Source organism: Achromobacter sp. (assembly GCF_049647645.1).
In the GTDB taxonomy this organism is placed as follows: Bacteria; Pseudomonadota; Gammaproteobacteria; order Burkholderiales; family Burkholderiaceae_B; genus Achromobacter.
Genome location: NZ_JBARYB010000131.1, coordinates 33511 through 55744 on the forward strand (window position 1 = coordinate 33511; position 22234 = coordinate 55744).

General features: G+C 66.2%; 19 protein-coding genes and 1 pseudogene. 12 read left to right on the top strand and 8 right to left on the bottom strand.

Annotation, left to right across the window (positions count from 1 at the left end; translation table 11 throughout):
* Nucleotides 1-42 precede the first annotated feature (42 nt).
* The 3 genes from WBB14_RS15435 to WBB14_RS15445 all read right to left on the bottom strand — a co-directional run bounded on the left by WBB14_RS15435 (nt 43) and on the right by WBB14_RS15445 (nt 3277).
* A complete protein-coding gene (locus WBB14_RS15435) occupies nt 43-1569 on the bottom strand; it encodes an argininosuccinate lyase (protein WP_424240607.1) in 1527 nt (508 codons plus the stop codon).
* Between the two features lie 103 nt (nt 1570-1672).
* Complete coding sequence (locus tag WBB14_RS15440) at nt 1673-2686, bottom strand: NADP-dependent oxidoreductase (RefSeq protein ID WP_424240608.1); 1014 nt, start codon at nt 2684-2686, stop codon at nt 1673-1675.
* A 36-nt stretch (nt 2687-2722) separates the two neighbouring features.
* The gene (locus WBB14_RS15445; RefSeq protein WP_424240609.1) at nt 2723-3277 is read right to left on the bottom strand and encodes an NAD(P)H-dependent oxidoreductase; all 555 of its coding nucleotides are present in this window, start codon (nt 3275-3277) and stop codon (nt 2723-2725) included.
* Nucleotides 3278-3380: 103 nt separating this feature from the next.
* Between WBB14_RS15445 and WBB14_RS15450 the strand changes: the two genes are divergently transcribed.
* Nucleotides 3381-4274 (top strand): LysR family transcriptional regulator, encoded by an 894-nt coding sequence (locus WBB14_RS15450; RefSeq protein WP_424240610.1) that lies wholly within the window; start codon nt 3381-3383, stop codon nt 4272-4274.
* A gap of 72 nt (nt 4275-4346) precedes the next feature.
* Nucleotides 4347-5255, top strand: coding sequence for a LysR family transcriptional regulator (locus tag WBB14_RS15455; RefSeq protein WP_424240611.1), 909 nt, complete (start codon nt 4347-4349; stop codon nt 5253-5255).
* A 16-nt stretch (nt 5256-5271) separates the two neighbouring features.
* Here WBB14_RS15455 and WBB14_RS15460 read toward each other — a convergent pair whose 3' ends face one another.
* A complete protein-coding gene (locus WBB14_RS15460) occupies nt 5272-6810 on the bottom strand; it encodes a class I adenylate-forming enzyme family protein (RefSeq protein WP_424240612.1) in 1539 nt (512 codons plus the stop codon).
* A gap of 299 nt (nt 6811-7109) precedes the next feature.
* Here WBB14_RS15460 and WBB14_RS15465 point away from each other — a divergent pair, with 299 nt between their 5' ends.
* The 8 genes and pseudogenes from WBB14_RS15465 to WBB14_RS15500 all read left to right on the top strand — a co-directional run.
* A complete protein-coding gene (locus WBB14_RS15465; RefSeq protein WP_424240613.1) occupies nt 7110-7868 on the top strand; it encodes a class II aldolase/adducin family protein in 759 nt (252 codons plus the stop codon).
* Nucleotides 7869-7916: 48 nt separating this feature from the next.
* Nucleotides 7917-8909 carry a ketopantoate reductase family protein gene (locus WBB14_RS15470; protein ID WP_424240614.1) on the top strand — a complete coding sequence of 331 codons (993 nt, stop codon included), beginning with the start codon at nt 7917-7919 and terminating at the stop codon, nt 8907-8909.
* Nucleotides 8910-8942: 33 nt separating this feature from the next.
* Nucleotides 8943-9908 (top strand): Bug family tripartite tricarboxylate transporter substrate binding protein, encoded by a 966-nt coding sequence (locus WBB14_RS15475; protein WP_424240615.1) that lies wholly within the window; start codon nt 8943-8945, stop codon nt 9906-9908.
* A 44-nt stretch (nt 9909-9952) separates the two neighbouring features.
* Complete coding sequence (locus WBB14_RS15480) at nt 9953-11950, top strand: flavin-containing monooxygenase (protein WP_424240616.1); 1998 nt, start codon at nt 9953-9955, stop codon at nt 11948-11950.
* Nucleotides 11951-12811 carry a patatin-like phospholipase family protein gene (locus WBB14_RS15485; protein ID WP_424240617.1) on the top strand — a complete coding sequence of 287 codons (861 nt, stop codon included), beginning with the start codon at nt 11951-11953 and terminating at the stop codon, nt 12809-12811. It abuts the gene before it with no gap.
* A 157-nt stretch (nt 12812-12968) separates the two neighbouring features.
* Entirely contained in the window at nt 12969-14168 is a 1200-nt protein-coding gene (locus WBB14_RS15490; protein WP_424240618.1) for a benzoate/H(+) symporter BenE family transporter, read from the top strand.
* Between the two features lie 19 nt (nt 14169-14187).
* Complete coding sequence (locus WBB14_RS15495; protein ID WP_424240619.1) at nt 14188-15510, top strand: serine hydroxymethyltransferase; 1323 nt, start codon at nt 14188-14190, stop codon at nt 15508-15510.
* Between the two features lie 51 nt (nt 15511-15561).
* Nucleotides 15562-15805, top strand: a pseudogene (locus WBB14_RS15500) (transposase); the annotation flags it as partial.
* A gap of 75 nt (nt 15806-15880) precedes the next feature.
* Here the strand turns inward: WBB14_RS15500 and WBB14_RS15505 are convergent.
* Together WBB14_RS15505 and WBB14_RS15510 are read right to left on the bottom strand one after the other, a co-directional pair.
* A complete protein-coding gene (locus tag WBB14_RS15505) occupies nt 15881-16546 on the bottom strand; it encodes an imm11 family protein (RefSeq protein ID WP_424240620.1) in 666 nt (221 codons plus the stop codon).
* Nucleotides 16547-16684: 138 nt separating this feature from the next.
* Entirely contained in the window at nt 16685-18181 is a 1497-nt protein-coding gene (locus tag WBB14_RS15510) for a PLP-dependent aminotransferase family protein (RefSeq protein WP_424240621.1), read from the bottom strand.
* 130 nt (nt 18182-18311) lie between these two features.
* Here WBB14_RS15510 and serC point away from each other — a divergent pair, with 130 nt between their 5' ends.
* Nucleotides 18312-19394, top strand: coding sequence for a 3-phosphoserine/phosphohydroxythreonine transaminase (serC, locus tag WBB14_RS15515; protein ID WP_424240622.1), 1083 nt, complete (start codon nt 18312-18314; stop codon nt 19392-19394).
* Nucleotides 19395-19448: 54 nt separating this feature from the next.
* Entirely contained in the window at nt 19449-20354 is a 906-nt protein-coding gene (locus tag WBB14_RS15520) for a LysR family transcriptional regulator (protein ID WP_424240623.1), read from the top strand.
* A 9-nt stretch (nt 20355-20363) separates the two neighbouring features.
* Here WBB14_RS15520 and WBB14_RS15525 read toward each other — a convergent pair whose 3' ends face one another.
* A complete protein-coding gene (locus WBB14_RS15525; RefSeq protein WP_424240624.1) occupies nt 20364-21329 on the bottom strand; it encodes a Bug family tripartite tricarboxylate transporter substrate binding protein in 966 nt (321 codons plus the stop codon).
* On the bottom strand, nt 21326-22207 hold the full coding sequence (locus WBB14_RS15530) for a dihydrodipicolinate synthase family protein (protein ID WP_424240625.1): 882 nt from the start codon (nt 22205-22207) through the stop codon (nt 21326-21328). The genes WBB14_RS15525 and WBB14_RS15530 overlap by 4 nt, the downstream gene beginning before the upstream one ends.
* Nucleotides 22208-22234: the final 27 nt, after the last annotated feature.

The window sequence follows — 22234 nt, forward strand, 5'->3', positions numbered from 1 at the left end:
CGGCCTGTCTCCAGGCCGCCGCAAGCAGCCCCCCAACTGGCCCTACTCCTTCGGCGCGCTGGCCACCAGCGCGCCGAATTTTTTGTCCAGGTCCGCCAGCGCATCGTTGATGTGGGCGCGGCGTTCCTTGATCCAGGCGTCCTGGGCAGCCAGCTGCGCGCGCGCCTCCTTCAGCATGCGCTCCATTTCCGCCGGCTGCGGGCCGCCCGAGGTGGCGCGGTTCTTGACGATGGCGACCGGGTCCAGCGTCGAGCGGAACTCCGCCTCGCTCATCGGCAGTTCGTTGCCGTACTTCGAATCCTTCATGGCATCGGCATAGATGCGGCGCGCCTGCTCATACGGAAAGTCCAGCGGCTTGATGTTGTTGGTCTTGGCATAGCTCACGACCTCGGACGCGAAGTGATGGCCGTCGCGGAACGGCAGCTTATATTTGCGCATCAGCACGTCGGCCAGTTCCTGCGAGGCCGTCCAGTCGCTGTTCAGCTCTTCCAGCGCCCGGTCGGGGCTGATGACCATGGCTTTCAGCACCCGGTCCCAACGCTTGAGCGCCGAGATGCCGGCATCGACCATGGCGGAGTTCTGCTTCACGTCCTTGGGATCGCTCATGCCCGGCGTGATGTTGTGCGTCTGCACCACCGGCCCCATGGCCAGCGTCACGGCGGTCGACGCGTCGCTGCGGGTGTCGTTGAGCAGACCGGGGTTGCGCTTCTGCGGCATGGCGCTGGACACATAGGTGTTGCCGCCGCCCTCTTCCAGCAGGATCCAGGGGCGCGGCTGGGCGTACTGGGTCATCACGTCTTCGACGAAGTTGCCGGTACGCAGCGCGATGCTGGTCACGATGGACGCGACTTCCACGGGCTGGTCCATCGACGAGATCTGCGAGGCGTCATAGGCGTTATCCACCAGCGCGGCAAAGCCCAGGTACTGCGCCATGCGCTTGCGGTCCAGCGGCCAGCTGGTGCCGTTGAGCACCGTGGTGCCCATCGGCGAACGGTCGATGCGCACGTAGGCTTCGCGGATGCGCTGGGCGTCGCGCGCCATGCCGGCGGCCTGCCCCAGCAGATAGTGGCCGTAGCTGTTGGGCTGCGCCGCCACGCCGTTGGTGTAGTTCGGCACGATGGTCGCGGCATGCTTGCCCGCCAGTTCCACCAGGGTGGTGGATGTGGCGTTCAGTTGGGCCGCCAGGTCCAGCAGTTTGTCGCGCAGGATGGCGCTGCGGTAGGTTGCGTGCATGTCCTGGCTGGAGCGTCCCGCGTGCAACAACGTCACGTCCTCGCCCGCCGCCTTGATCAGCAAGGGCTCGAAGGTGATGACGCTGGACGGACGATTGGCGCCCGGCTGGTTGCCGTCGCTGATCACCTTGGCCACACCTGCCGCCAGGCGCGGCGCCATGGACTTGTCCAGCAGCCCTTCGTCGGTATTGATGACGGCGGTCGCCTTGTTGATTTCGCCCAGCCAGAAGAACGGGTCGCGCGGCGGAGATGCCGCGGGCTGGGCTTGCTGGGCCACCGCCTGTGCGCCCAGCGTGAAGGCAAGCGCGGCGCCCAGGGCGGGAAGTAGTTGTCTCATGGCTGTCTCGTTTGGATGGCGAGCGGCCAGTGTATCGGCGGGCCAGACGGCAGGAAATGGCGGATTTCACCGAGCCTGCGGCCGGCCCGCGCAGGCCGGATCTTCAGGACTTGGTCAGCCTGACCAGCATCTTTCCCGTATTGGCGCCCTTGAACAGGCCGATGAAGGCCTCGGGCGCGCGCTCCAGGCCATCCACCACCGTTTCCCGCAACTGCACCTGCCCGGCCTTGATCCACGCGCTCATGCGGGGGATGAACTCCGGCAGCACGTCGATGTGGTCGGACGCGATCAGGCCCTGGAGCTTGATGCGCTTTTCGATGGCCGAGAACAGATTGCGCACGCCGATGGCCGGCTTGCCCTCGTTGTAGCCCGAGATCATGCCGCACAACACGAAACGCGCAAGGTCATTCGCCACCGCCAGCGCGCTATCCAGATGATCGCCGCCGACATTGTCGAAGTAGATGTCGATGCCCTGCGGCGCGGCCTGGGCCAGCGCTGCGGTGAGATCGGGCGCGCTGCGGTAATCGATGACCGCATCGGCTCCCGCCACGTCGCGCAGCCACCGCGCCTTGTCCTCCGAACCGGCGGACGCCACGACGCGCAACCCCATCTGCTTCGCCATCTGGACCACCACGCTGCCGACCGCGCCGCTGGCCGCGGACACGAAGATGGTTTCGCCGGCTTTCGCGTTGGCGATCCGCGTCAGCCCCACGTACGCCGTCAGGCCCGGAAAACCCAGGGCGCCCAGGTAAGTCTGCAAGGCGATGCCGTCGTCGGCGACAACGGTGGCGTGCGCCGCGTCGATCAGCGCATGCTCGCGCCAGCCGGCAAAGTGCACCACGCGGTCGCCGGCGGCAAAGCGCGGATCGGCGCTCTGCTCGACCACCCCGACCGCAGCGCCTTCGAGCACTTGTCCCAAGGCGAAGGGCGCGATGTAGCTCTTGCGCTCATCCATCCGACCTCGCATGTACGGGTCAACCGACATCCATAGATTGCGCACCAGGATCTGTCCCGGCCGGGGCGCGGGCAGCGTCGTGCCGACCAGCGCGAAATCATCTGGTGTCGGCAGCCCCTCTGGACGGTTCTTCAAGTGGATTTCTCGGGTGGTGATGGACATGGCGAACCTCATTGAAAAGAGTAGGGAAGGAAATGTTCAGCGCGCGGGAGAAGTTCCGGCGCCTGTCGCGGCAAGCGAAAGGCCGAACCCGTATGCATCGGACAGGTTGCGATGCCGCGCGTCCTCGTCGCCGCTCTCGACGTCGAGGAACAGGTGCGTGCGCAGGTCGCTCACGCCGCTGTAGTAAAGGACCCCGTGTTCGATCTGGGTGGAAATGGCGGTGCGGTAGCCGTGCTCGTCGTAGGCATGCGGGCCGGCGGCGCCGAAGGCCCATCCCTTGGTGAAGACACGGTCGATCCAACCCTTGGCCAGCGCCGGCATGGCCCACCAGTAGATCGGGAACGCCAGCACGACCAGGTCTGCAGCCTCCACGCGCAATTGCTCGCGCCGCACGTCGCCGGGCAGGAGCCCCCTGCCGCGATAGAAATCCAGGTCGGCCGCGGTCATGCGCGGATCGAACCCCTCGGCGCGCAGATCGGCCCATGTGACCCGCGCGTGGCAGCCGGCTTGCACGCCGTTCACGTAGCGCTCGGCAAGCGCCGCGGAAAATGAATCGGCCGGCGCGCCGGCGGTGATGACCAGGATGTTCATCTGGGTTCCTTCTGTTTTGAGGACGATGAACCCATTGAATCATCTACAAAACAGATAAAATAGTTCAATATTTCGCAGAAATTTATCTAATAGATAGATATATATGCCACCTAGAATTTCGTTGGAGCAATGGCAGGCCCTGGTCGCCGTGGTGGACGCGGGCGGTTTCGCCCAGGCCGCCGAGACGCTCAGCAAGTCGCAATCGACCATCAGCTATGCCATCCGCCAGATCGAGGAACGGCTGGGCGTGGCGGCGTTCGCCATGGACGGGCGCAAGGCCTTGCTGACGGACGACGGCAAGATCCTCTACCGGCGCGGCAAGTCGCTGGTGAGCGAGGCCCTGCGCCTGGAACGGGCGGCCGGCAATCTCGCCAAGGGGCGCGAACAGATGCTGACGCTGGCCGTGGAAAGCCTGTTCCCCACGGATCTGCTGCTGCGTTGCCTGGATGCCTTCGCCCAAGAGTTCCCCGAGACCCGCATCGAACTGCATGAATCGGTAATGGGCGGCACCGACGAGCTGTTGCTCTCGGGCGAGGCCGATCTTGCGATCTGCGCCGACCACATCCCTACGGGCCATGTCGGTGACGCGCTCCTGCGCTATTGCGCAGTCGCCGCCGCCGCGCCCTCGCATCCCCTGCACCTGATGAACCGGCCGCTATCGCTCGAAGACCTCAAGGCGCACCGCCATCTGGTGATCCGCGACAGCGGCCGGCAGCGCGTGCGGCCCAGCGTCTGGGACGTCACCGAGCAGCGCATCACCGTCAGCCACAAGAGCACGTCGATACGCGCCGCTTGCATGGGGATGGGCTTCGCGTGGTATCCGGAAGACTGGATCCGGGAACAATTGGCCACGGGCGAATTGAAGCCGTTGCCGCTGCAGGACGGCGCGCAGCGCTGGGGTGCGCTGTATCTGGTCTATCCCGATCCCGATGCGGCCGGACCCGGCGCGCGCCGCCTGGGCCAGTTGATGCGCGAAGAAAGCCTGAAATCCCCGTAAGGGCGCGGCGCGGACAGCCCGCCCGCGGCCTTTCGCCTTTAACATACGGCCAAAAAACCACCACACCCGCCCATGCCCCGTCCGAATCTGACCAATGCCGAAACCCTGTGCCAGATCGCCAAGCTGGGCAGCTTCCGCGCCGCGGCCGAGCGCCTGCACACCTCCCAACCCGCCGTGTCGGCGCGCATGAAGGAACTGGAGCAGTCGCTGGGCTTTCCTCTCTTCGAAAAGCGCGGCCGCCGGCTGGAACTGACGGTGCCCGCGCGCCGCTTCGTCGAACGCGTGGAACCCCTGCTGCTGGCGGTGGAAGACGCCTTCACCGACGCGGAGGCCGTCAACAATGCGGCCGGCACGGTACGTATCGGCATGGGCGAGATTTCCATGACCTGGTTTTCGCGCGTGGTGCCCGAGCTGCGCCGCGCCCTGCCACGCATCTCCTACGAGGTCGAGCTGGACCTCGCGGTCAAGCTGCAGGAGCACCTGACTTCCGGCGCGCTGGACATTGCGATCATGGCCAACCATCTGCGCGACGATCAGTTCATCTGCGAATCGCTGGGCAAGACCCGCATGTCGTGGATGGTCTCGTCCCGGCTGCTGAACGACGCTGACGGCAAGCCGCGCACCATGCAATCGCTGCTGCAAACAGAGCCGCTGTGGTGCGTGTCGCGCCCGTCGGGCTTCTTCGGCCCGGCCCAGGACGAGCTGCGCGACATGGGCGCCAACCTGGACAATATCTGCAGCTGCAATCGCCTGAACAGCCTGATCGAAGTCGTCGAGGCCGGCGGCGGCATCGCGCAGTTGCCAGAGATGATGGTGGCCGAGCAGGTGCGTGCCGGCACCCTTGCGCTGGTGAACCCGGCGCTGACCCCGCTGACGCTGGAGTTCACCATCGCCATCCACCGCAACCAAGGCCAGGCCATCGTCCATCAGGTCGCCGACGCCCTGACCCGGCTGGGAAAGGCCGCCACCGGCAAGGCCTGACGACCCGCGGCGGCGTTCAGGCCTCGAGTAGCGCCCGCTTCTGCACCTTGCCACTGGCGTTGCGCGGCAGCTCCGCCATGAACTGCACGTGTTCGGGCACCTTGAAGTACGCCAGCCGCTGGGCGCAAAAGGCCTTGATGGCATCCTCGTCCGCCTGATGCTCGGCGTGCAGCACGATGAAGGCCTTGACCGACTGGTCGCGCACCGGATCCGGTATGCCCACCACCGCCACGTCGCGCACGGCAGGATGCCCCATCAAGGCCTCTTCCACCTCCGCGGCCGAGATGTTCTCGCCGGCCCGCTTGATCACCTCTTTCTTGCGGCCGAAGAAAAAGAAGTTGCCCTTGGCGTCCTGATAGCCCAGATCCCCCGTGTGCAGCCAGCCGCCTTCAAACACCGCCTGCGTAGCCGCCGGGTCGCGGTAGTAGCCCAGGGTCAGCGTGCGCCCCGGACGCCCGCGCACCACGATTTCGCCCACCGCGCCCGCGGCCACCGGCTGGTTGTCGTCGTCGACCACGAACACTTCGCGGTCGGGCGTGGCGCGCCCTATGGACGGGTAGGCGGACGGCGAGGCGTGCGGCTGCAAGGTGATGTAGAGCATGGTCTCGGATTGCCCGTAGCCGTTGCGCAGCGGGATGCGGAAACGCTCGATGAACGCCGCGATTTCCGTCTCCGAGATGTTGATGGCATAACCCGCGTAGCGCACCCGATGCGCCGTGTCGAAAGCCGTGGGCGGCTGGTTCAGCAAGGTGCGGCAGAGCATGCCGGACAGGCTGCATATCGTGATGCGGTGCTCGATGAGCTGACGCAGGTAGCGCGTCGCGCTATAGCGTTCGCCGATCACCGCGGTGGCGCCCGCCGTCAGGCAGGACAGCACCGTCTCCTGACAGTTGGCGTGAAACAGCGGCTTGTTGTTGAACACGCGGTCGCTGCGGCTCAGGCCGCTGTTGGCCGCGCCCGCCTGGCCGCACCAGAGCAGGTTGGCCTGTGTCAGCATCACGCCCTTGGGCCGCGCCGAAGTGCCAGAGGTGTACAGGATCTGCGCCAGGTCGTCGCTACCCTGGTCAGGCGCCAGGTAATCCGCCGGCGGGCCCGCCAGCGCGCCGCTCAGGCCTTCCGGCCCCAGGCTGCCGCGCGCAACCGCCACGATATCCGGCGCCTGCGCCATGCCGGCGCAGACTTCGCGTATCAGCGCCTCGTGCGTCGGCTCCACCAGCGCCAGCGCGGGCTGGCAATGCTCAAGCTGGTACGCCACTTCCGGCGCGGTCAGGTAGATGTTGCCCGCCACGATGACGGCGCCCGCCAGCATCAGGCCCATCCACAGCGGTACGTATTCCGCGGTGTTGCCCATGAACACGAACACGCGGTCGCCCGGCATCACGCCGCGCGCCTGCAAGCCTGCGGCAAACCCGCGCGCCGCCTCGCGCAACTGGATGAAGCTCAACTGGCTGATGGCGCCGTTCTGGTACTCATGCACGATCGCTACCCCATGCCCGTGGCACAGCGCCTGTTCATCGAGCAAATCCGTGATCGTGCGGTTTCCTGCAGCGTCCATCCAGCCTCCGGCCTTTTTCTGATTTTTCAATGGCGGGCCGACTCGTTGCGGCCGCGCCCATGGGTAGGAAAATCAGTATAGGTAGGGGCTATTCGCCGCACTAGCTAAACGTTTTTATGCATATCCATCAAGGTTTTTCATGCATGCCGCCACGGCCGAATGATTGATGGGATTTATGCGTTTCCATCAAAACGTTTGCTTAGTCGGCAGCAAGCGGAAAACCTATACTTTGGTTGAAAGAGGCCACGCGACAGAGACGTCGGCCCAACCAATAAGAACGCAAAACCGGAGGAGTCGCCGTGCAAGAGGCATCGATCAAGGACCAGGTTTCGGCCGAGGAATGGGCAGTGCGGGTGGACCTCGCCGCAGCCTACAACCTGGCCGTCGAGATGCGCATGACGGATCACATCTACACGCATATCTCGGCCCGGGTTCCCGGCGCCGAGCCGCATTTCCTGATCAATGCCTACGGCCTGATGTTCAACGAGATCACCGCGTCCAACCTGGTCAAGCTGACCATCGACGGCGAGATCCTGCTGGACCAGACCGGCCTGGGCATCAACCCCGCCGGCTTCGTCATTCATGGCGCCATCCACCGCGTCCGCCATGACGCGGCCTGTGTCATGCACACGCACACCGCCGCCGGCATCGCCGTGTCCGCGCAAGAGGCCGGGCTGCTCATGATTTCGCAGCATGCCATGCGCTTTCACAACCGCATCGGCTACCACGACTACGAAGGCGTCGCGCTGGACATGGACGAGCAGCGACGCCTGATCGCCGACCTCGGTCCGCACAGCGCGATGATCCTGCGCAATCACGGCCTGCTGGTCTGCGGCGCCAGCGTGCCTGACGCCTTCGATGCCATGTTCTACCTGGAGCGCGCCTGCCAGGCGCAGGTCGCGGCGCTGGCAGGCGGCCTGCCACTGGTGACGCCCGCAGCCGAAGTCGCCGAGAAGGTCGGCCGCCAGTTCGACCGTCTCGATCGCCCGTCCCGCCACAAGCACTGGCCTCCCCTGCTCCGGTTGCTGCAACGCGTCCGGCCCGAGTACCAGGAATAGCGGCAGCCGCGCCGCCCTCCCGGCGGCCCTTTTTTTCGCAGAGTAGAAATGGAAGATTCTCATCAATGCCGCGTCGCGGTATATGGTGCGGGCGCGATCGGCTGTCTGCTGGCCGCGCGCCTGGCCCAAGCAGGTTGCGAGGTGACCATGATCGCCCGCGGACAGACCTTGGCCGCCCTGCGGCAGCGTGGCGTCGGACTGACGGCCGAGGGCGTCACCCGCCATTACCCAGTGCGCGCCACCGACGATCCACGCCAGGTGCGCGACGCGGACTACCTGATTCTTGCGGTCAAGCAGCAGGCGCTGGACGATATCGGCGCGCGCCTGGCACCGATGCTGGCGCCGCAAGGCGCCGTGGTGCCGGCAGTGAACGGCATCCCCTGGTGGTATCTGGCCACGCTGGACAACCCGCTGGGCGGTGCGCCGCTGCAATCGGTCGATGGCCGCGGCATCCTCGGGCGTGCACTGCCTTTGGACCGGGTACTCGGCGCGGTGGTGTACATCGCGGCAAATTCCACCGCGCCCGGCATCGCGGCGCAGAACGCCCGCAACAACCTCATCCTCGGCGAGCCTGACGGCCGCTCTACCACCCGAGCCACCAGGCTGGCTGGCCTGCTGCGTGCGTCGGGCCTGCAATGCGAGGTCAGCGGCGAGATCCACCAGGCGGTCTGGATCAAGGCGATGGGCAACGCCACCTTCAATCCCTTGAGCGTGCTGGCCAACGCCACCATGGAAGCCATGGTCCGCGATCCCTACCTCGGCAAGCTGGCCCGCGCCATGCTGGGAGAATACCTGGCGCTGGGCCAGGCGCTCGGGCTTGCGCTACCGGTAACGGTGGAGCAACGCATGCAGGCCGCCGCCAGCGCCGGCGCCGCCAAGACCTCGATGCTGCAGGACGCGCAACAAGGCAAGCCGCTGGAAATCGACGCCCTGGTCGGCGCCATGATCGAAATTGCAGCAAAGCTGAACCTGGACATGCCCTACGCCAACACGGTCTGGGGACTGATCCGGCACCGGAACCTCAGCGCAGGCTCCACCTGAACGCCACACCTAGAAAACCACAGGAGACCAACCATGAAATGGCTATCGCACTGCCTGGCCGCAACCTTGATCTGCGCGGGCGCAACCGCTCATGCCCAGGACTACCCCAACAAGCCCATCAATATCGTGGTGCCCTTCACGCCAGGCGGCGTCACCGACGTGATGACCCGTCAAATCGCCGCCAAGCTGCAAGGCGATCTGGGCCAACCGGTGGTGGTGGTCAACAAGCCCGGCGCCGGCACCATGATCGCCTCGGCCTATGTGGCCAAGGCGCCGGCCGATGGCTATACGCTGCTGATGGCAGCGTCGTCCCTCGGCATCGCTCCCAGCCTGTACAAGAACACCGCGAATTACGACCCGGTCAAGGACTTCCAGCCTGTGTCGCTCATCGCCAGCGTGCCGCACGTGCTGGTGACGGGCAAGCAGGTGCAGGCTTCCAACGTGAAGGACCTGATAGCCGCGCTCAAGAAAGACGGCAAGTCCGCCACCTTCGCGTCCTCCGGCAATGGCACTTCCAATCATCTGGAAGGCGAGCTGTTCGCCGCGCTGACCGGCCTGAAGATGACCCATATCCCCTACAAGGGCAGCGTGCCGGCGCTGACCTCCCTGGCCGGCGGCGAAGTCGACATGCTGTTCGTGGACATCGCGGCCGCTCAGCCCTTCCTCGACAGCGGCAAGGTGCGCCCGCTCGCCGTGACCACCAAGACCCGGTCCTCGGTGCTGCCCGACCTGCCCACCGTCGAGGAATCCGGCTTGCCTGGCTACGACGCCATGCCCTGGCTGGGCATCGTGGCCCCGGCCGGCACGCCGCCTGCGGTCGTCGAGAGGCTGCAGGCAGCCTTGCAGAAAATGAAGGCGGCGCCCGACGTGCAGGATCAATTCAAGAAGATGGGCCTGGACGCCTTGTTCACCAAGCCTACCGACTTTGGCGCCTTCATCGTCAGCGACAGCGCCAAATGGGCCGAGCTGATCAAGAAGTCCGGCGCGACCGCCGAGTAGGCAGCAGCCCGATACCCCACGCCATTCCTGGAAGGACTTGATACATGCATCGCGATACCCCGGCCTCGGCAAACCCGCTCGGCAACGACAAGTGGGAGGCCACGCTCAAGCGCGCGCTCGCCAGCGCCAACATTCCCACGCTGCTCATGGTGCTGGTGCACCTGACGGGCGACACGCAATGGCTGTCCGGGCGCTACCAGTGCTCGCGCATCCGCGGCCTCGAAGACAATGACCCTGGCGGTCTGCCCGAAGCCGTACAGGAAGAGGTCCGCGCAGCCGCGTACTCAGCCATCCGGTTGGCGCGCCGGGGGCAGAATCCCGCGCTTCCAGCGCCCGCGCACGAACAGCTGGTCGCCATGCTGCGCACCAGCATCGGAGAAGAGGTCCCCGACTCCTACGGCCCCATGATCGCGGCCTGGCTGGGGCTGGATGCGGACTTCGCGCTGGAGCAACGCGATGCATTCCGGGTGCCGCAAGACTATCGCGTCCTGGTCATCGGCGCGGGCGTAGCCGGCCTGTGCGCGGCGATTCGCCTGCAAGGCGCGGGCATTTCCTATGTGGTGATCGAGAAGAACGCCGAAGTCGGCGGCACCTGGTACGAGAACCGCTACCCCGGCGCGGGCGTGGACACGCCCAACCATATCTACTCGTACTCCTTCGCCAAGCACGACTGGTCACGCTACTTCGCCCTGCAGGGCGAGATCCAGGGCTACTTCGAAGGCGTCGCCGACCAGCATGGCGTGCGCTCCAACATCCGCTTCAATACTCGCGTGGAGTCCGCCCGCTACGACGAAGCCGCCCTGCGCTGGAACGTACGCACCGTGGAACAGGACGGCCAGGTCCGGGACTATGTGGCCGACATCGTCATCAGCGCGGTGGGCCTGCTGAACGTGCCCAAGCTGCCGCCCATACCAGGCCTGGAAAGCTTCCAGGGCCCCTGCTTCCATACCGCCAACTGGCCGGAAGGGCTGGACCTGCGCGGCAAGAACGTGGGCATCATCGGCAACGGCGCCAGTTCGATGCAAGTCGTTCCCGCCATCGCCGACCAGGTCCGCTCCTTGACCGTGTTCCAACGCTCCAGGCAATGGGCCGCACCGTTCGAGAAATTCCAGAAGCCCGTGCCGCAGGACGTCCGCTTCCTGCTGCGCGAAGTGCCGTACTACCAGGAGTGGTATCGCCAGCGCCTGGCCTGGATCTTCAACGACCGGGTCCACGCCACCCTGCAAATCGATCCCCAATGGCCGCATCCCGATCGCGCCATCAATGAAATCAACGATAAGCACCGCGCACACTTCACCAGCTACATCAAGACGGAACTCGGCGAGCGCCAGGACCTGCTGCCGGACGTGCTGCCCGACTACCCGCCCTTCGGCAAGCGCATGCTGATGGACAACGGCTGGTTCCGCACCATGGCGCGGGACCACGTCAAGCTGGTCACGGGCGGCATCACCCGGGTCACTGAAAGCGCGGTGGTGAGCGATAACGGCACTGAACATGAACTGGACGTGCTGGTGGTCGCGACCGGTTTCGACGCGATCAACCTGTTGTCCTCGTTCAAGCTGTACGGTCGCGGCGGGCGTTCGATCCGCGAGGCCTGGGACGAAAAGGGCGCCGAAGCCTTCATGGGCGTGGCCGCCCCGGGCTTTCCCAACCTGTTCATCCTGGCCGGCCCCAACACCGCGCTGGGCCACGGCGGCAGCGTCGTCGCCCTGCTGGAGACCCAGGTACGCTATGTCATGGGTCTGTTGCAGCAAGGCATGGAACAGGCTGGAGGACGCTTCGAGATCGAGGTCCGCAAGGACCGCCACGACGCCTACAACGCGCGCGTGCAGGCAGCCCATGACCGCATGATCTGGACCCATAAGGGCATGAGCAACTGGTATCGCAACGCGCATGGCAAAGTGGTCGCGCCTACGCCGTTCCGCAATGACGACTACTGGCACATGCTGCGCAAGACGGACATGGGTGACTACCATTACCGCCCGGCGCCCATGGTTGGCGAGGCCGAGCCGTTCGACTCCCCCCGCGTCGAGACGGCCTGAATGCCGTACGCGCAGAAGAGGCGCTGCCTGGTATTGGGCTGCGGCGGCGTGACCGGGCTGGCCTGGGAGATCGGCATCCTGGCGGGCCTCGCGCGCCAGGACGTGGACCTCGCCGCCGCAGACCTGTTCATCGGTTGCTCCGCGGGTTCGGTCGCCAGCGCGCAACTGGCGGCCGGCGTCCCGCCCATGCGGCTGCTGGCGACGCAACTGGATGGAACAGGGGCCGAAAGGGTCCGGCCGTACTCACAACAGGCCGCCGACGACAAAAACCGCGAGTTGTACGGCAAAGTCGGCGCGGACCTGCAGCAGGCACGCCGGCGCATCGGCGCCTATGCTTTGCGCAGCGCCACGCCCACGCTGGCCGAACGCCGCGCCATCATCGCCGCCCGCCTCAGCGCCAGAGATTGGCCGAGCCGCCCCTTGCACGTCGTCGCAGTCGACGCGCATACCGGCGAGGGGCGCAGCTTCAGCGCCGCCGACCAGGTAGATTTCATCGACGCCATCGCCGCCAGCTGCGCCGTCCCAGGCGCCTGGCCGGCCGTGCCCATCGGCGGCGCGACCTACATGGACGGCGGCATCCGCTCCATGACCAACGCCGACATGGCTGCCGGCTACCCGACCATCGTGGTGCTGGCGCCGCTGGGGTATCGCGACGGCAATCCGGTCAGCGGGCATCTTCGGCGCGAGCTGCAGGCGCTGCGCGCGGCCGGCAGCCAGGTCCAGGCCGTGCTGCCCGACGCGGCCAGCCTGCAAGCCATCGGCGACAACGTGCTGGACCCGGCGCGCCGTGCCGAAGCCGCCGAGGCCGGGCTGCGCCAAGCCACCGCAATCGCGCAAACAGTACGGGAGGTATGGCGCTGATCCTGCCCCACGTTCAAAGCAAGCGCCCCGGATCCGGCCAGAAAGCGGTCTGCCCATGACGCTCAATGTGGCAGGTATCAACGTACCGCAGGCAACCTAGACTCCCCGTTCAAGCCTGGCCGCGCGGCCAGGCCCCACCATGAACGCGGAGCAATACATGAACGCATCGCCGGCAGGCCTCAGACCCGCCGATTTCTTTTCTCCCACCGTCGCAGCCCTGATTTCGGTACTGGTGAACTACGGCGGCACCTTCGTGCTGGTGTTCCAGGCGGCTGAGCTGGCACGGCTGTCGCCGGCCCAGACCACTTCCTGGGTATGGGCGGTTTCCGTCGGAGTGGGCGTCACGGGCGCGCTGCTGAGCTGGCGCTACAAGGCGCCTGTCATCACGGCCTGGTCCACGCCCGGCGTGGCGTTTCTGGCCACCGTGATGCCTTTCACGCCCTATGGCGAGGTCATCGGCGCCTACATCCTGTCGGCGCTGGGCTTTATCGTGCTGGGCCTGTCCGGCGCTTTCGAAAAGCTGGTGCGCATGATTCCCGGCGGCATCGCCGCCGGCCTGCTGGCTGGCATCCTGCTGCAGTTCGGCGTCAATGCCTTCGGCGGCGCCAGCGCCGACCCGCTGCTGGTCATCGTGCTGGTCATTTCCTACGCCCTGCTCAAGCGCTTTACCTCGCGATTCGCGGTGGTCGGCATCCTGGTCATCGGCCTGGGCCTGCTCATCGCGCAAGGCCGCATCGACTTCTCGGCCGTCCACCTCAGCCTGGCCGCGCCGGTCTTCCAGATGCCGCAGTTCTCGTTGCAAGCATTGCTGGGCGTCGCCCTGCCGCTCTTCATCATCACGCTGACGGGGCAGTACATGCCAGGCATGCTGGTGCTGCGCAACGATGGCTACAAGACCAGCGCGAGCCCCATCCTGACCGTGACCGGACTGGGCTCGCTCGTCATGGCGCCCTTCGGCGCGCACGCCTTCAACGTGGCGGCGATCACCGCCGCGATCTGCACCGGCCGAGACGCCCATGCGGACCCCGCCAAACGCTACATCGCGGGCCTGGCCTGCGGCGTCTTTTACATCCTGGTGGGCACGTTCGGCGTCACGCTGGCGACCTTGTTCATGGTGCTGCCCAAGGCGTTCATCACCACGCTGGCGGGGCTAGCCTTGCTGGGCGCCATCGGCGGCAGCCTCGCCAATGCGATGGCCGACGCCCGCACCCGGGAAACCGCCCTCATCACCTTCCTGGCCACCGCTGCCAACGTCACCCTGCTGGGCGTGGGCGGCGCGTTCTGGGGCCTGGTCGCCGGCCTGACCGCGCATCTGCTGATCCACGGCGGCCAGCGGACCCTGGCCGCCAACTCCTGACGTCTCTCATTGCCACAACATGCTCATCCAACCAGGAACCACCGTGACGAACATTGCCCCGCCCGACAGCCTCGCGCTGCCCGCCATCAGCGCCCTGCCCCTGTCACAAGCCGATCCCGGCATCTGGGGCGCCATCGACGCCGAACGGCGCCGCCAGATGCACTCGATCGAACTGATCGCCTCCGAGAACTTCGTCAGCCGCGCAGTGCTGGAAGTCCAGGGCTCGGTACTGACGAACAAGTATGCCGAGGGCTACCCCGGCCGCCGCTACTATGGCGGCTGCATCAACGCCGACGTGGCCGAGGAGATCGCCATCGAGCGCGCCACGCGCCTGTTCGGCGCCCGCTACGCCAACGTGCAGCCCCACTCCGGCAGCCAGGCCAACCAGGCGGTCTATCTGGCGCTGCTGGCGCCGGGCGACAAGATCCTCGGCCTGGACCTGAAGGCGGGCGGCCACCTGACCCATGGCTCCAAGGTCAACATGTCGGGACGCTGGCTGCAGGCGCTGAGTTACGGCGTCGATCCGGCCACGCATCTGGTGGACATGGAGGAGGTCGAGCGCATTTCCCGGCGGGAAAGGCCCAAGCTCATCATCGCCGGCGGCTCGGCCTATTCACGCACGCTGGACTTCGCGCGATTCCGCGCCATCGCCGACGACGTGGGCGCGATCTTCATGGCGGACATGGCGCATTTCGCCGGGCTGGCCGCGGCCGGGGCGTATCCCTCGCCGGTGCCGCACGCGCATGTCACCACCACCACCACGCACAAGACGCTGCGCGGCCCGCGCGGCGGCATGATCCTGACCAACGACGCCGAACTCGCCCGCAAGATCGATTCGGCGGTGTTCCCCGGCCTGCAGGGCGGTCCGTTGATGCATATCATCGCCGCCAAGGCCGTGGCCCTGGGCGAGGCGCTGCAACCCGCGTTCCGGACCTATGCCCACGCGGTGGTCGAGAACGCCCGCGTGCTGTGCCGCCGGCTGGCGGAAGGCGGGCTTTCCATCGTGTCGGGCGGCACCGACTGCCATCTGGGCGTGGTCGACCTGCGGCCCTGGGGACTGGCCGGCAACACGGCGGAACAAGCCCTGGAACACGTGGGCATCACCCTGAACAAGAACGCCGTGCCCAACGACGCCGCCAAGCCCGCCGTCACCTCCGGCATACGCGTGGGCAGCGCCGCCTGCACTTCCCGCGGCATGGGTCCAGCCGAGTTCCAGGAGATCGGCGACATGATCCTGGCCCTGCTGGGCGGCGTACGCGCCGGAGCCGTCGACGCCCGCACGGAAAGCGCCATCCGCGAGGGCGTGGCCGAGCTGGCCAGGCGCTTTCCGCTGCCCTACTGAGTCGTTCTAGAGCGAGTTATGCACTTTGCCGTGACCGCGCCGTCGTAGTGGATGACAGCCTGTCGCCCTTACCCAACAGATGTGACCGATGACGAATGGGCGTTTGCTGCGCCGTACCTGACGCTGATGGATCCTGAGGCAAGGCAGCGCAAGCACGATCTGCGGCTGATGTTCAATGCCCTGCGCTGTCGCTCGGGGAAAGCAAGGTCAACCCAGTGCGGTCATCCTGGATGGCCGCACGTTGCAGCCGACGTGCCTTTGTCGATCAGGGATACACGGGCAAAGATCCTGCCGCCGCTGCTCTTGAAGAGGGTATTGAGCGCTGATGCTGGGAAATGCTGCCAACCTACGCCAAAGCTCATAACACGCTCTAAATATCGGCTACATCGCGCAGCCGTACGCCGGAGAAGTTGGCGGCGCTCAATGCATCAAACATCGCACGGTCGCAGATGGGAGGTGCTCCCATGCGATCCTGGCGGAAGATATGGGCATCTCCCACAACATCCTGTTTGAACACCAAGCTGGCTCCGCCGACGAGGCTATAAATCTTCTCGTCCTCGCCGGTCTGATAATTGTGGTCGAGCTTGATCCTCACGCGAGAAGATGCTTCATCCAGGGCATCGAGTCTGCGCAGCACATTGCCTAGGTAGTACTGAGGGGTGGGGCTGCCATCAGCAAGGCTGAAGTCGCATGCCACAAATGCAAACGCCTCGGCGTCCAACTGCTCGAACAGTTGCTTCAACGGCTCCGACACAATCCATATGCCAGCGAGCTCTTCCAGATCGCGTGGCATTCCGCCCTTCTCCGGTACATGAATCAGGCGGGGAGGCTCCGGATACTGATCTGGCATTCCATTAGGACGCGAGACGACATTCATCCCCGGATCGATCAGCTTCTCTTCGTTGGCGATTTCGATGCCGGGAACCCTGCCGTTTCCCAAGAAGCTGGCGTCGATCAGGAAAAATTCGCCCTTATGAGATGCGGCTTCGGCTGAAACTTCAATGGCGGTCGGTTCGGTCACGGTGGCTTCCATCATGGCTGCGGGGGCAGAACGGGAATGCAGTTGAGCCGATGCTAGCGGGGCTTTAGCGCAGCCGCAAGTTCCGTCGAAGTGGTCTTCAGCATGCTGATGCTGGGAAATGCCGCCAACCTACTCCAAGGTTCATAACACGCTCTAGACCCGCCTCAGCGCGTTCGACAGCCGCAGCACGGCGGCTTCGATTTCGTATGCCGTCAGGGAGGCATAGCCCAGCAGCCAGCCCTGCTGTTTGTAGTCGCCCGCGTACAGCCGGCTCAAGCCGGGCAGGCGCAGGCCGGCGGCCTCGGCCTGGCGGATGGTCTTTTCCTCGGACCATCCGCGCTCGAGCAAGCACGGGATCTGCAAGCCGCCGGGGGGCCGGACCGCCTGCACAATGCCACCCAGGTGCTTGCCCAGGGAATCCAGCAGCACCTGCCGGCGGCCGGCGTACAGCTTGCGCATGGCCCGCACGTGCGAGTTGTAATGGCCGTCATCCATGAAGCGCGCCAGCGTCAGCTGCAGGATCTGCGGCGTATGTCCGTCCATGATGCTGCGCGCGCGGGCAAAGGCGTCGACCAAGTCGGGCGGCAACGCCATGTATCCCATCCTGAGCCCCGGATACAGCGTCTTGCTGAACGTTCCCAGGTAAATGGTGCGCTGATGCAGGTCCAGGCCCTGCACGCAGGCGGTGGGCACGCCGTCGTAATGGAATTCGCTGTCGTAATCGTCCTCGATGATCCACTTGCCGTGTTCCGCGGCCCAGTTGATCAGCTCCAGCCTGCGTTCGAGCGACAGCGTCACGCCGGTGGGGTACTGGTGCGACGGCGTCACGTACACGCAGTTGGCGCCGCTGCGGTCCGCGCGCAGCAGGTCCATGCGCATGCCCTGCGCGTCGACGTCGATGGGCACGATGCGCGTCTCCGCGGATTCAAAGGCCTTGCGGGCGCCGAAGTAGCCAGGATTCTCCATCAGGATGGGCTTGCCGGCGTCCGCCAGCAATTGCGCGCACAGGAACAGGGCCTGGCGGGTGCTGCTCAGCACCAGGACCTGCTCGGGCAAGACCTTGGCTCCGCGCTCCAGGTTGAGGTAGGCGGCGATGGCGCGGCGCAGCGGCTCGGCGCCCTGCGGGTCGCCATGCAGCAGCACGTGGGCGCGGTAGTCCTTCATGACCTGGCGTTGCAGACGCTCCCAGACATCGGTGGGAAAAGTGCGGGTTTCCGGCAAGCCCGTGGCAAACGCCTTGATGACCTGTTGATCCGCGACCCCGCCGCTGTCCAGGATCATGCGTCCGCGCCGGCTCAGGCCCGCCCCCGGCTGCGCCGCGGCCGGCCTGTGATCCAGCTTCGCGCGCCTGCGCGCGGCGCCGCGCAGCTCGGCGCCCACCGTCTCGGACACATAGCTGCCCGAGCCCTCGCGGCGCACGATGTAGCCGTCGCGGTGCAACTGCACGTAGGCATTTTCCACCGTGTCGCGCGCCACTCCCAGCGACTTCGCCAGGCCGCGGGTGGCCGGCAGCCTGAGGCCCGGCCCCAGCGCGCCGTCCAGGATCAGGGCGCGCAGCGCCCGCTGGATGCGCTGATGCAGCTCCAGCCGCTGGAGTTCCGCATCGTTCATGCGCATCTTCAGCGTATCAAGCTCGAATGTCTTGGCCATGCGGTCTGCTCATAGTAGGAAAACTGGCCTGTCCGGACCGGCCATTCTATCCGTAGACTCTGGCGTTCGCCTCGGCACCACGGGCGCAACAGTGCAAGAGCCCGCGCACGGCGGGGCAGGATCAGGAAACATGGCAAGGTCTTACAACTTCAGCGCCGGTCCGGCCGCGCTGCCGCTGGAAGTGCTGCAGGAAGCGCACGACGAGTTCTTCGATTTCGCGGGAACTGGCATGTCGGTGATGGAAATCAGCCACCGCTCGCGCGTATTCATCGATATCGCCCGCCAGGCCGAACTGGACCTGCGGGCCATCCTGCAGGTTCCCGACCGCTACAAGGTGCTGTTCCTGCAAGGCGGCGCTTCGCTGCAGTTCTCGCAGGTGCCTATGAACCTGCTGCGCGGCAAGGCGTCGGCGGACTACCTGCACACCGGACTCTGGTCCGGCAAGGCCATCGAGGCGGCCCGACGCTATTGCGAAGTGCGCGTCGCGGCCAGCAGCGAGGCGTCCGGCTTCGACCGCGTGCCCGCCCCCGGAGAATGGCGGCTCGATCCGGACGCCGCCTACCTGCACTACACGGAAAACGAGACGGTGCATGGCCTGCAATTCGCGGCCGCGCCGGATGTATCCGTTCCCCTGGTGTGCGATGCCTGCTCCAGCCTGCTGTCCAAGCCCATCGACGTATCCCGGCACGGCCTCATCTACGCCGCCGCGCAGAAGAACATGGGACCCGCCGGCGTCACGGTGGTGGTGGTGGACGAGGCCTTGCTGGACGGCGCGCTGCCCATCACGCCCGACGTGCTGAACTATGCGTACGCGGCGCGGGCGGACTCCATGCTCAACACGCCCGCCACATTTTCCTGGTATCTGACCGGACTGACGCTGCGCTGGATCCGCCGGACCGGCGGGATAGAACGTATCCACCACGCCAACCAGGCCAAGGCCTGGCTGCTGTACCGCGCCATCGACGCCAGCGGCGGCTTCTATCTCAACAAGGTCCGGCCGGAATTCCGTTCGATCAACAACGTGCCGTTCTTCCTGGCCAATTCCATCCTGGAACCCCTGTTTCTGCGCCAGGCCGAAAACGCCGGGCTGATGGGGCTGAAGGGCCATTCCCACACCGGCGGCGTCCGGGCCAGCCTCTATAACGCGGTCGACCTGACGGCAACGGCCGCACTGGCCGATTTCATGACAGACTTCCTGCGCACGCATGGCTGAAGCCGGCTTGCGCCGCGCGTCGGCCATGCCGATATAAAACACGGGGAGACCAGCATGGATTTCAGGCAGCTCAGGCAGTTCGTCGTCCTGGCGACGGAATTGAACTATCGCAAGGCAGCCGCGCGGCTGCACATGACCCAGCCCCCTCTCAGCGTCGCCATCAAGCGGCTCGAAACCGAAATCGGCGCGGACCTGTTCGAACGCGACCGTCTGGGCGTGCGCCTCACCGTCGCCGGCGGCGCCTTCCTGCGCGAGGCGAAGCGCCTGCTGGAAGGCGCCGACGCCGCGCTGCAAGCCGCGCGCGATGCGGCAGAGGGGCGCATGGGCGCCCTGCGCGTGTGCGCGGTGCCCAGCGCCGCCTTGAACCTGCTGCCGCGCATCCTGCCGGAATTCACACAACGCTTTCCGCACATACGGCTGCGCCTGACCAGCGGCAGCACCGTCGGCATCCTGGCCGGATTGCAGCGCGGCGAACTGGACGCGGCATTCCTGGTGCCGCCCGCGTCCGGCGTGCCAGGCATCACGATCACCTCCCTGCCGCGAGAGCGGCTGGTATTGGCCGTGCCGGCGGGTCATCGGCTGGCCGGCATGACAAGTGCCAGGCTTTCGGACCTGGCGGACGACGCCCTGGTGACCCTGGCGCATTCCGATAGCCCCGGTTTCGCCGGCGAAATCGTCGCGGCCTGCCAGCGGGCCGGATTCCACCCGCGGGTCTTGCAGGAGTCGTCCCACGCCCTCATCAGCTTGCCGCTCATCGCCGGGGGCCTGGGGGTCGCCATCGTCCCGTCGGCGCTGCGCAGGATAGCCATCGACAACGTGGCCTACGTGGACCTCGCGGACGCAGCAGGCGAACCGCTGACCTATGCCATGGCCCTGGCGGCGCCCGCCCAGTCCGTGAACCCCGCCGTCCGCTGGTTTATCGAGACTGCGCGCGAGATGCTGGGCGCGCAAGCGGCCTGAGACCCAGACTTACTGCTGAGGACGGGAAAGAATGCCCGCCCACTTCTTCTGTTCAGCGACGACTCTCTGCTCGAACGCTGCCTGGCTGGCGTCCACGGGCTCGCTGCCTCGCGCGTAGATCTTGTCCTGCACCGATGGGCTCTTGGCGACTGCGGCGATGGCTGTGTTCAAGCGCGCGACGACATCGGCCGGCGTCCCTTTGGGCGCGGCAATGCCCGACAGCGAACCGCCTTCCACGTCCTTGCCCAGCACTTCCTTGACCGTCGGGATGTCGGGCAGATTGGCCAGGCGTCGCGACGAGGTCACCGCGTAGGGACGGATCTGCTTCGCCTCGACGAAGCCCACCGCGGTGACGGCGGAAACGGCCGTCAAATCCGTGTTGCGGCTCATGACGGCCGTCATGGACTCCGATCCGCTCTTGTAGGGCACGTGCAGCATCCTCACCCCGGTGGCCTGTTGCAGCAGCTCCAGTACCTGGTAGTTGTCGGAACCTTCGCCCGCGGTGGAAAACGCGATCTTGTCGGCCTGGGTCGCGGCCGCCTTGATGATTTCCGGCAGCGACGCATACGGGCTATCCGCGCCTACGGCCAAAACCGTGGGCGTGTTGGCCAGCATGGCGACGTAAGTGAAATCCTTGTTCGGGTCGTAAGGCAGCTTCTTGTAGATCAGCGGGTTGACGGCGACCATGCCGTTGGTGATCACCAGCAGCGTGTAGCCGTCGGCCGGCGACTTCGCCACCGCGCCTGCGGCGATGGAGCCACCCGCCCCGCCGCGGTTCTCCACCACGACCGGCTGGCCCAACTCCCGCGTAAGCCCTTCGGCGAACACCCGCGCCGTGGTGTCGGTCACGCCGCCCGCGCCGAACGGCACGATCAGGCGTATGGGCTGGTCAGGATACGGACCCGCCCAGGCCGCCGCAGCCGGCAGCGTCACACCCAGCAAAGCCGCCATGCAGCGGCGCAATCCCTTGTTCATACGGCTATCTCCATTTTCTTGAGGATTTCTAGAAGTCGCTGCTGCAGGTCCGCCGGCAACGGCGCCAAGGGCGCGCGCAAGCGTCCGCTGTCGAAGCCGCGCAATTGCAGGCTCGCCGCAACGGTCCTGGGCAGGCCATGGTCCATGAGGAAATTCAATAGGTCGATCTGCCGGCCAAACCACTCGTCCGCGCCGCGCGCGTCACCGGCCATGGCGCAGCGATAGAGGTTCAGGGCGTAGGACGCGCTGACGTTGGCCGACGCCGTGCACCAGCCCGCCGCGCCCTCCGCGAATCCCGTGCGCGCCATGCAGTTCAGGCCGATGTACACGGCCGTACGAGCCGGGCAGGCCGCGCGCAGCCTCGCGATCTTGGTGGGGTCGGGACTGCTTTCCTTGATCATGGTGACGTTGGGCAGTTCCGCCAGCCGGGCCAGGAACTCGACGGGCAGGTCCATGCCCGTGGTGAACGGGTTGTTGTAGACCATCACCGGCGTGGACACTGACACGCAGACCTCGCGGTAGTAGGCGTGGATCTCCTCCTGGGTGAGCTTCCAGTAGGTGCTGGGCAGCAGCTGCAAGGCCGCGGCGCCCGCGCGTTCGGCATAGCGCGCATGGCGCACGGTGCTGGCCGTGCTCAGGCTGGACACGCCCGCCAGCACGGGCAGACGCCCGCGCGCCGCGCCGATGACGGTATCGATGACGGCCTCGCGTTCGCCGTCGTCCAGGTAGGGCAGGCAGCCGACGCTGCCCAGTGGCGCCAGCGCATGCACGCCCTCGCCGATCAGCCGTTCGACGTGCGCTTCCAGCAGCGCATGGTCCACCCGCCCGCGCTCATCGCAAGGCGTCAGCAGGTAGCCGATGATTCCCTTCAAATGCATAGCTCGCTTCTCCATGACGGCTTGCAG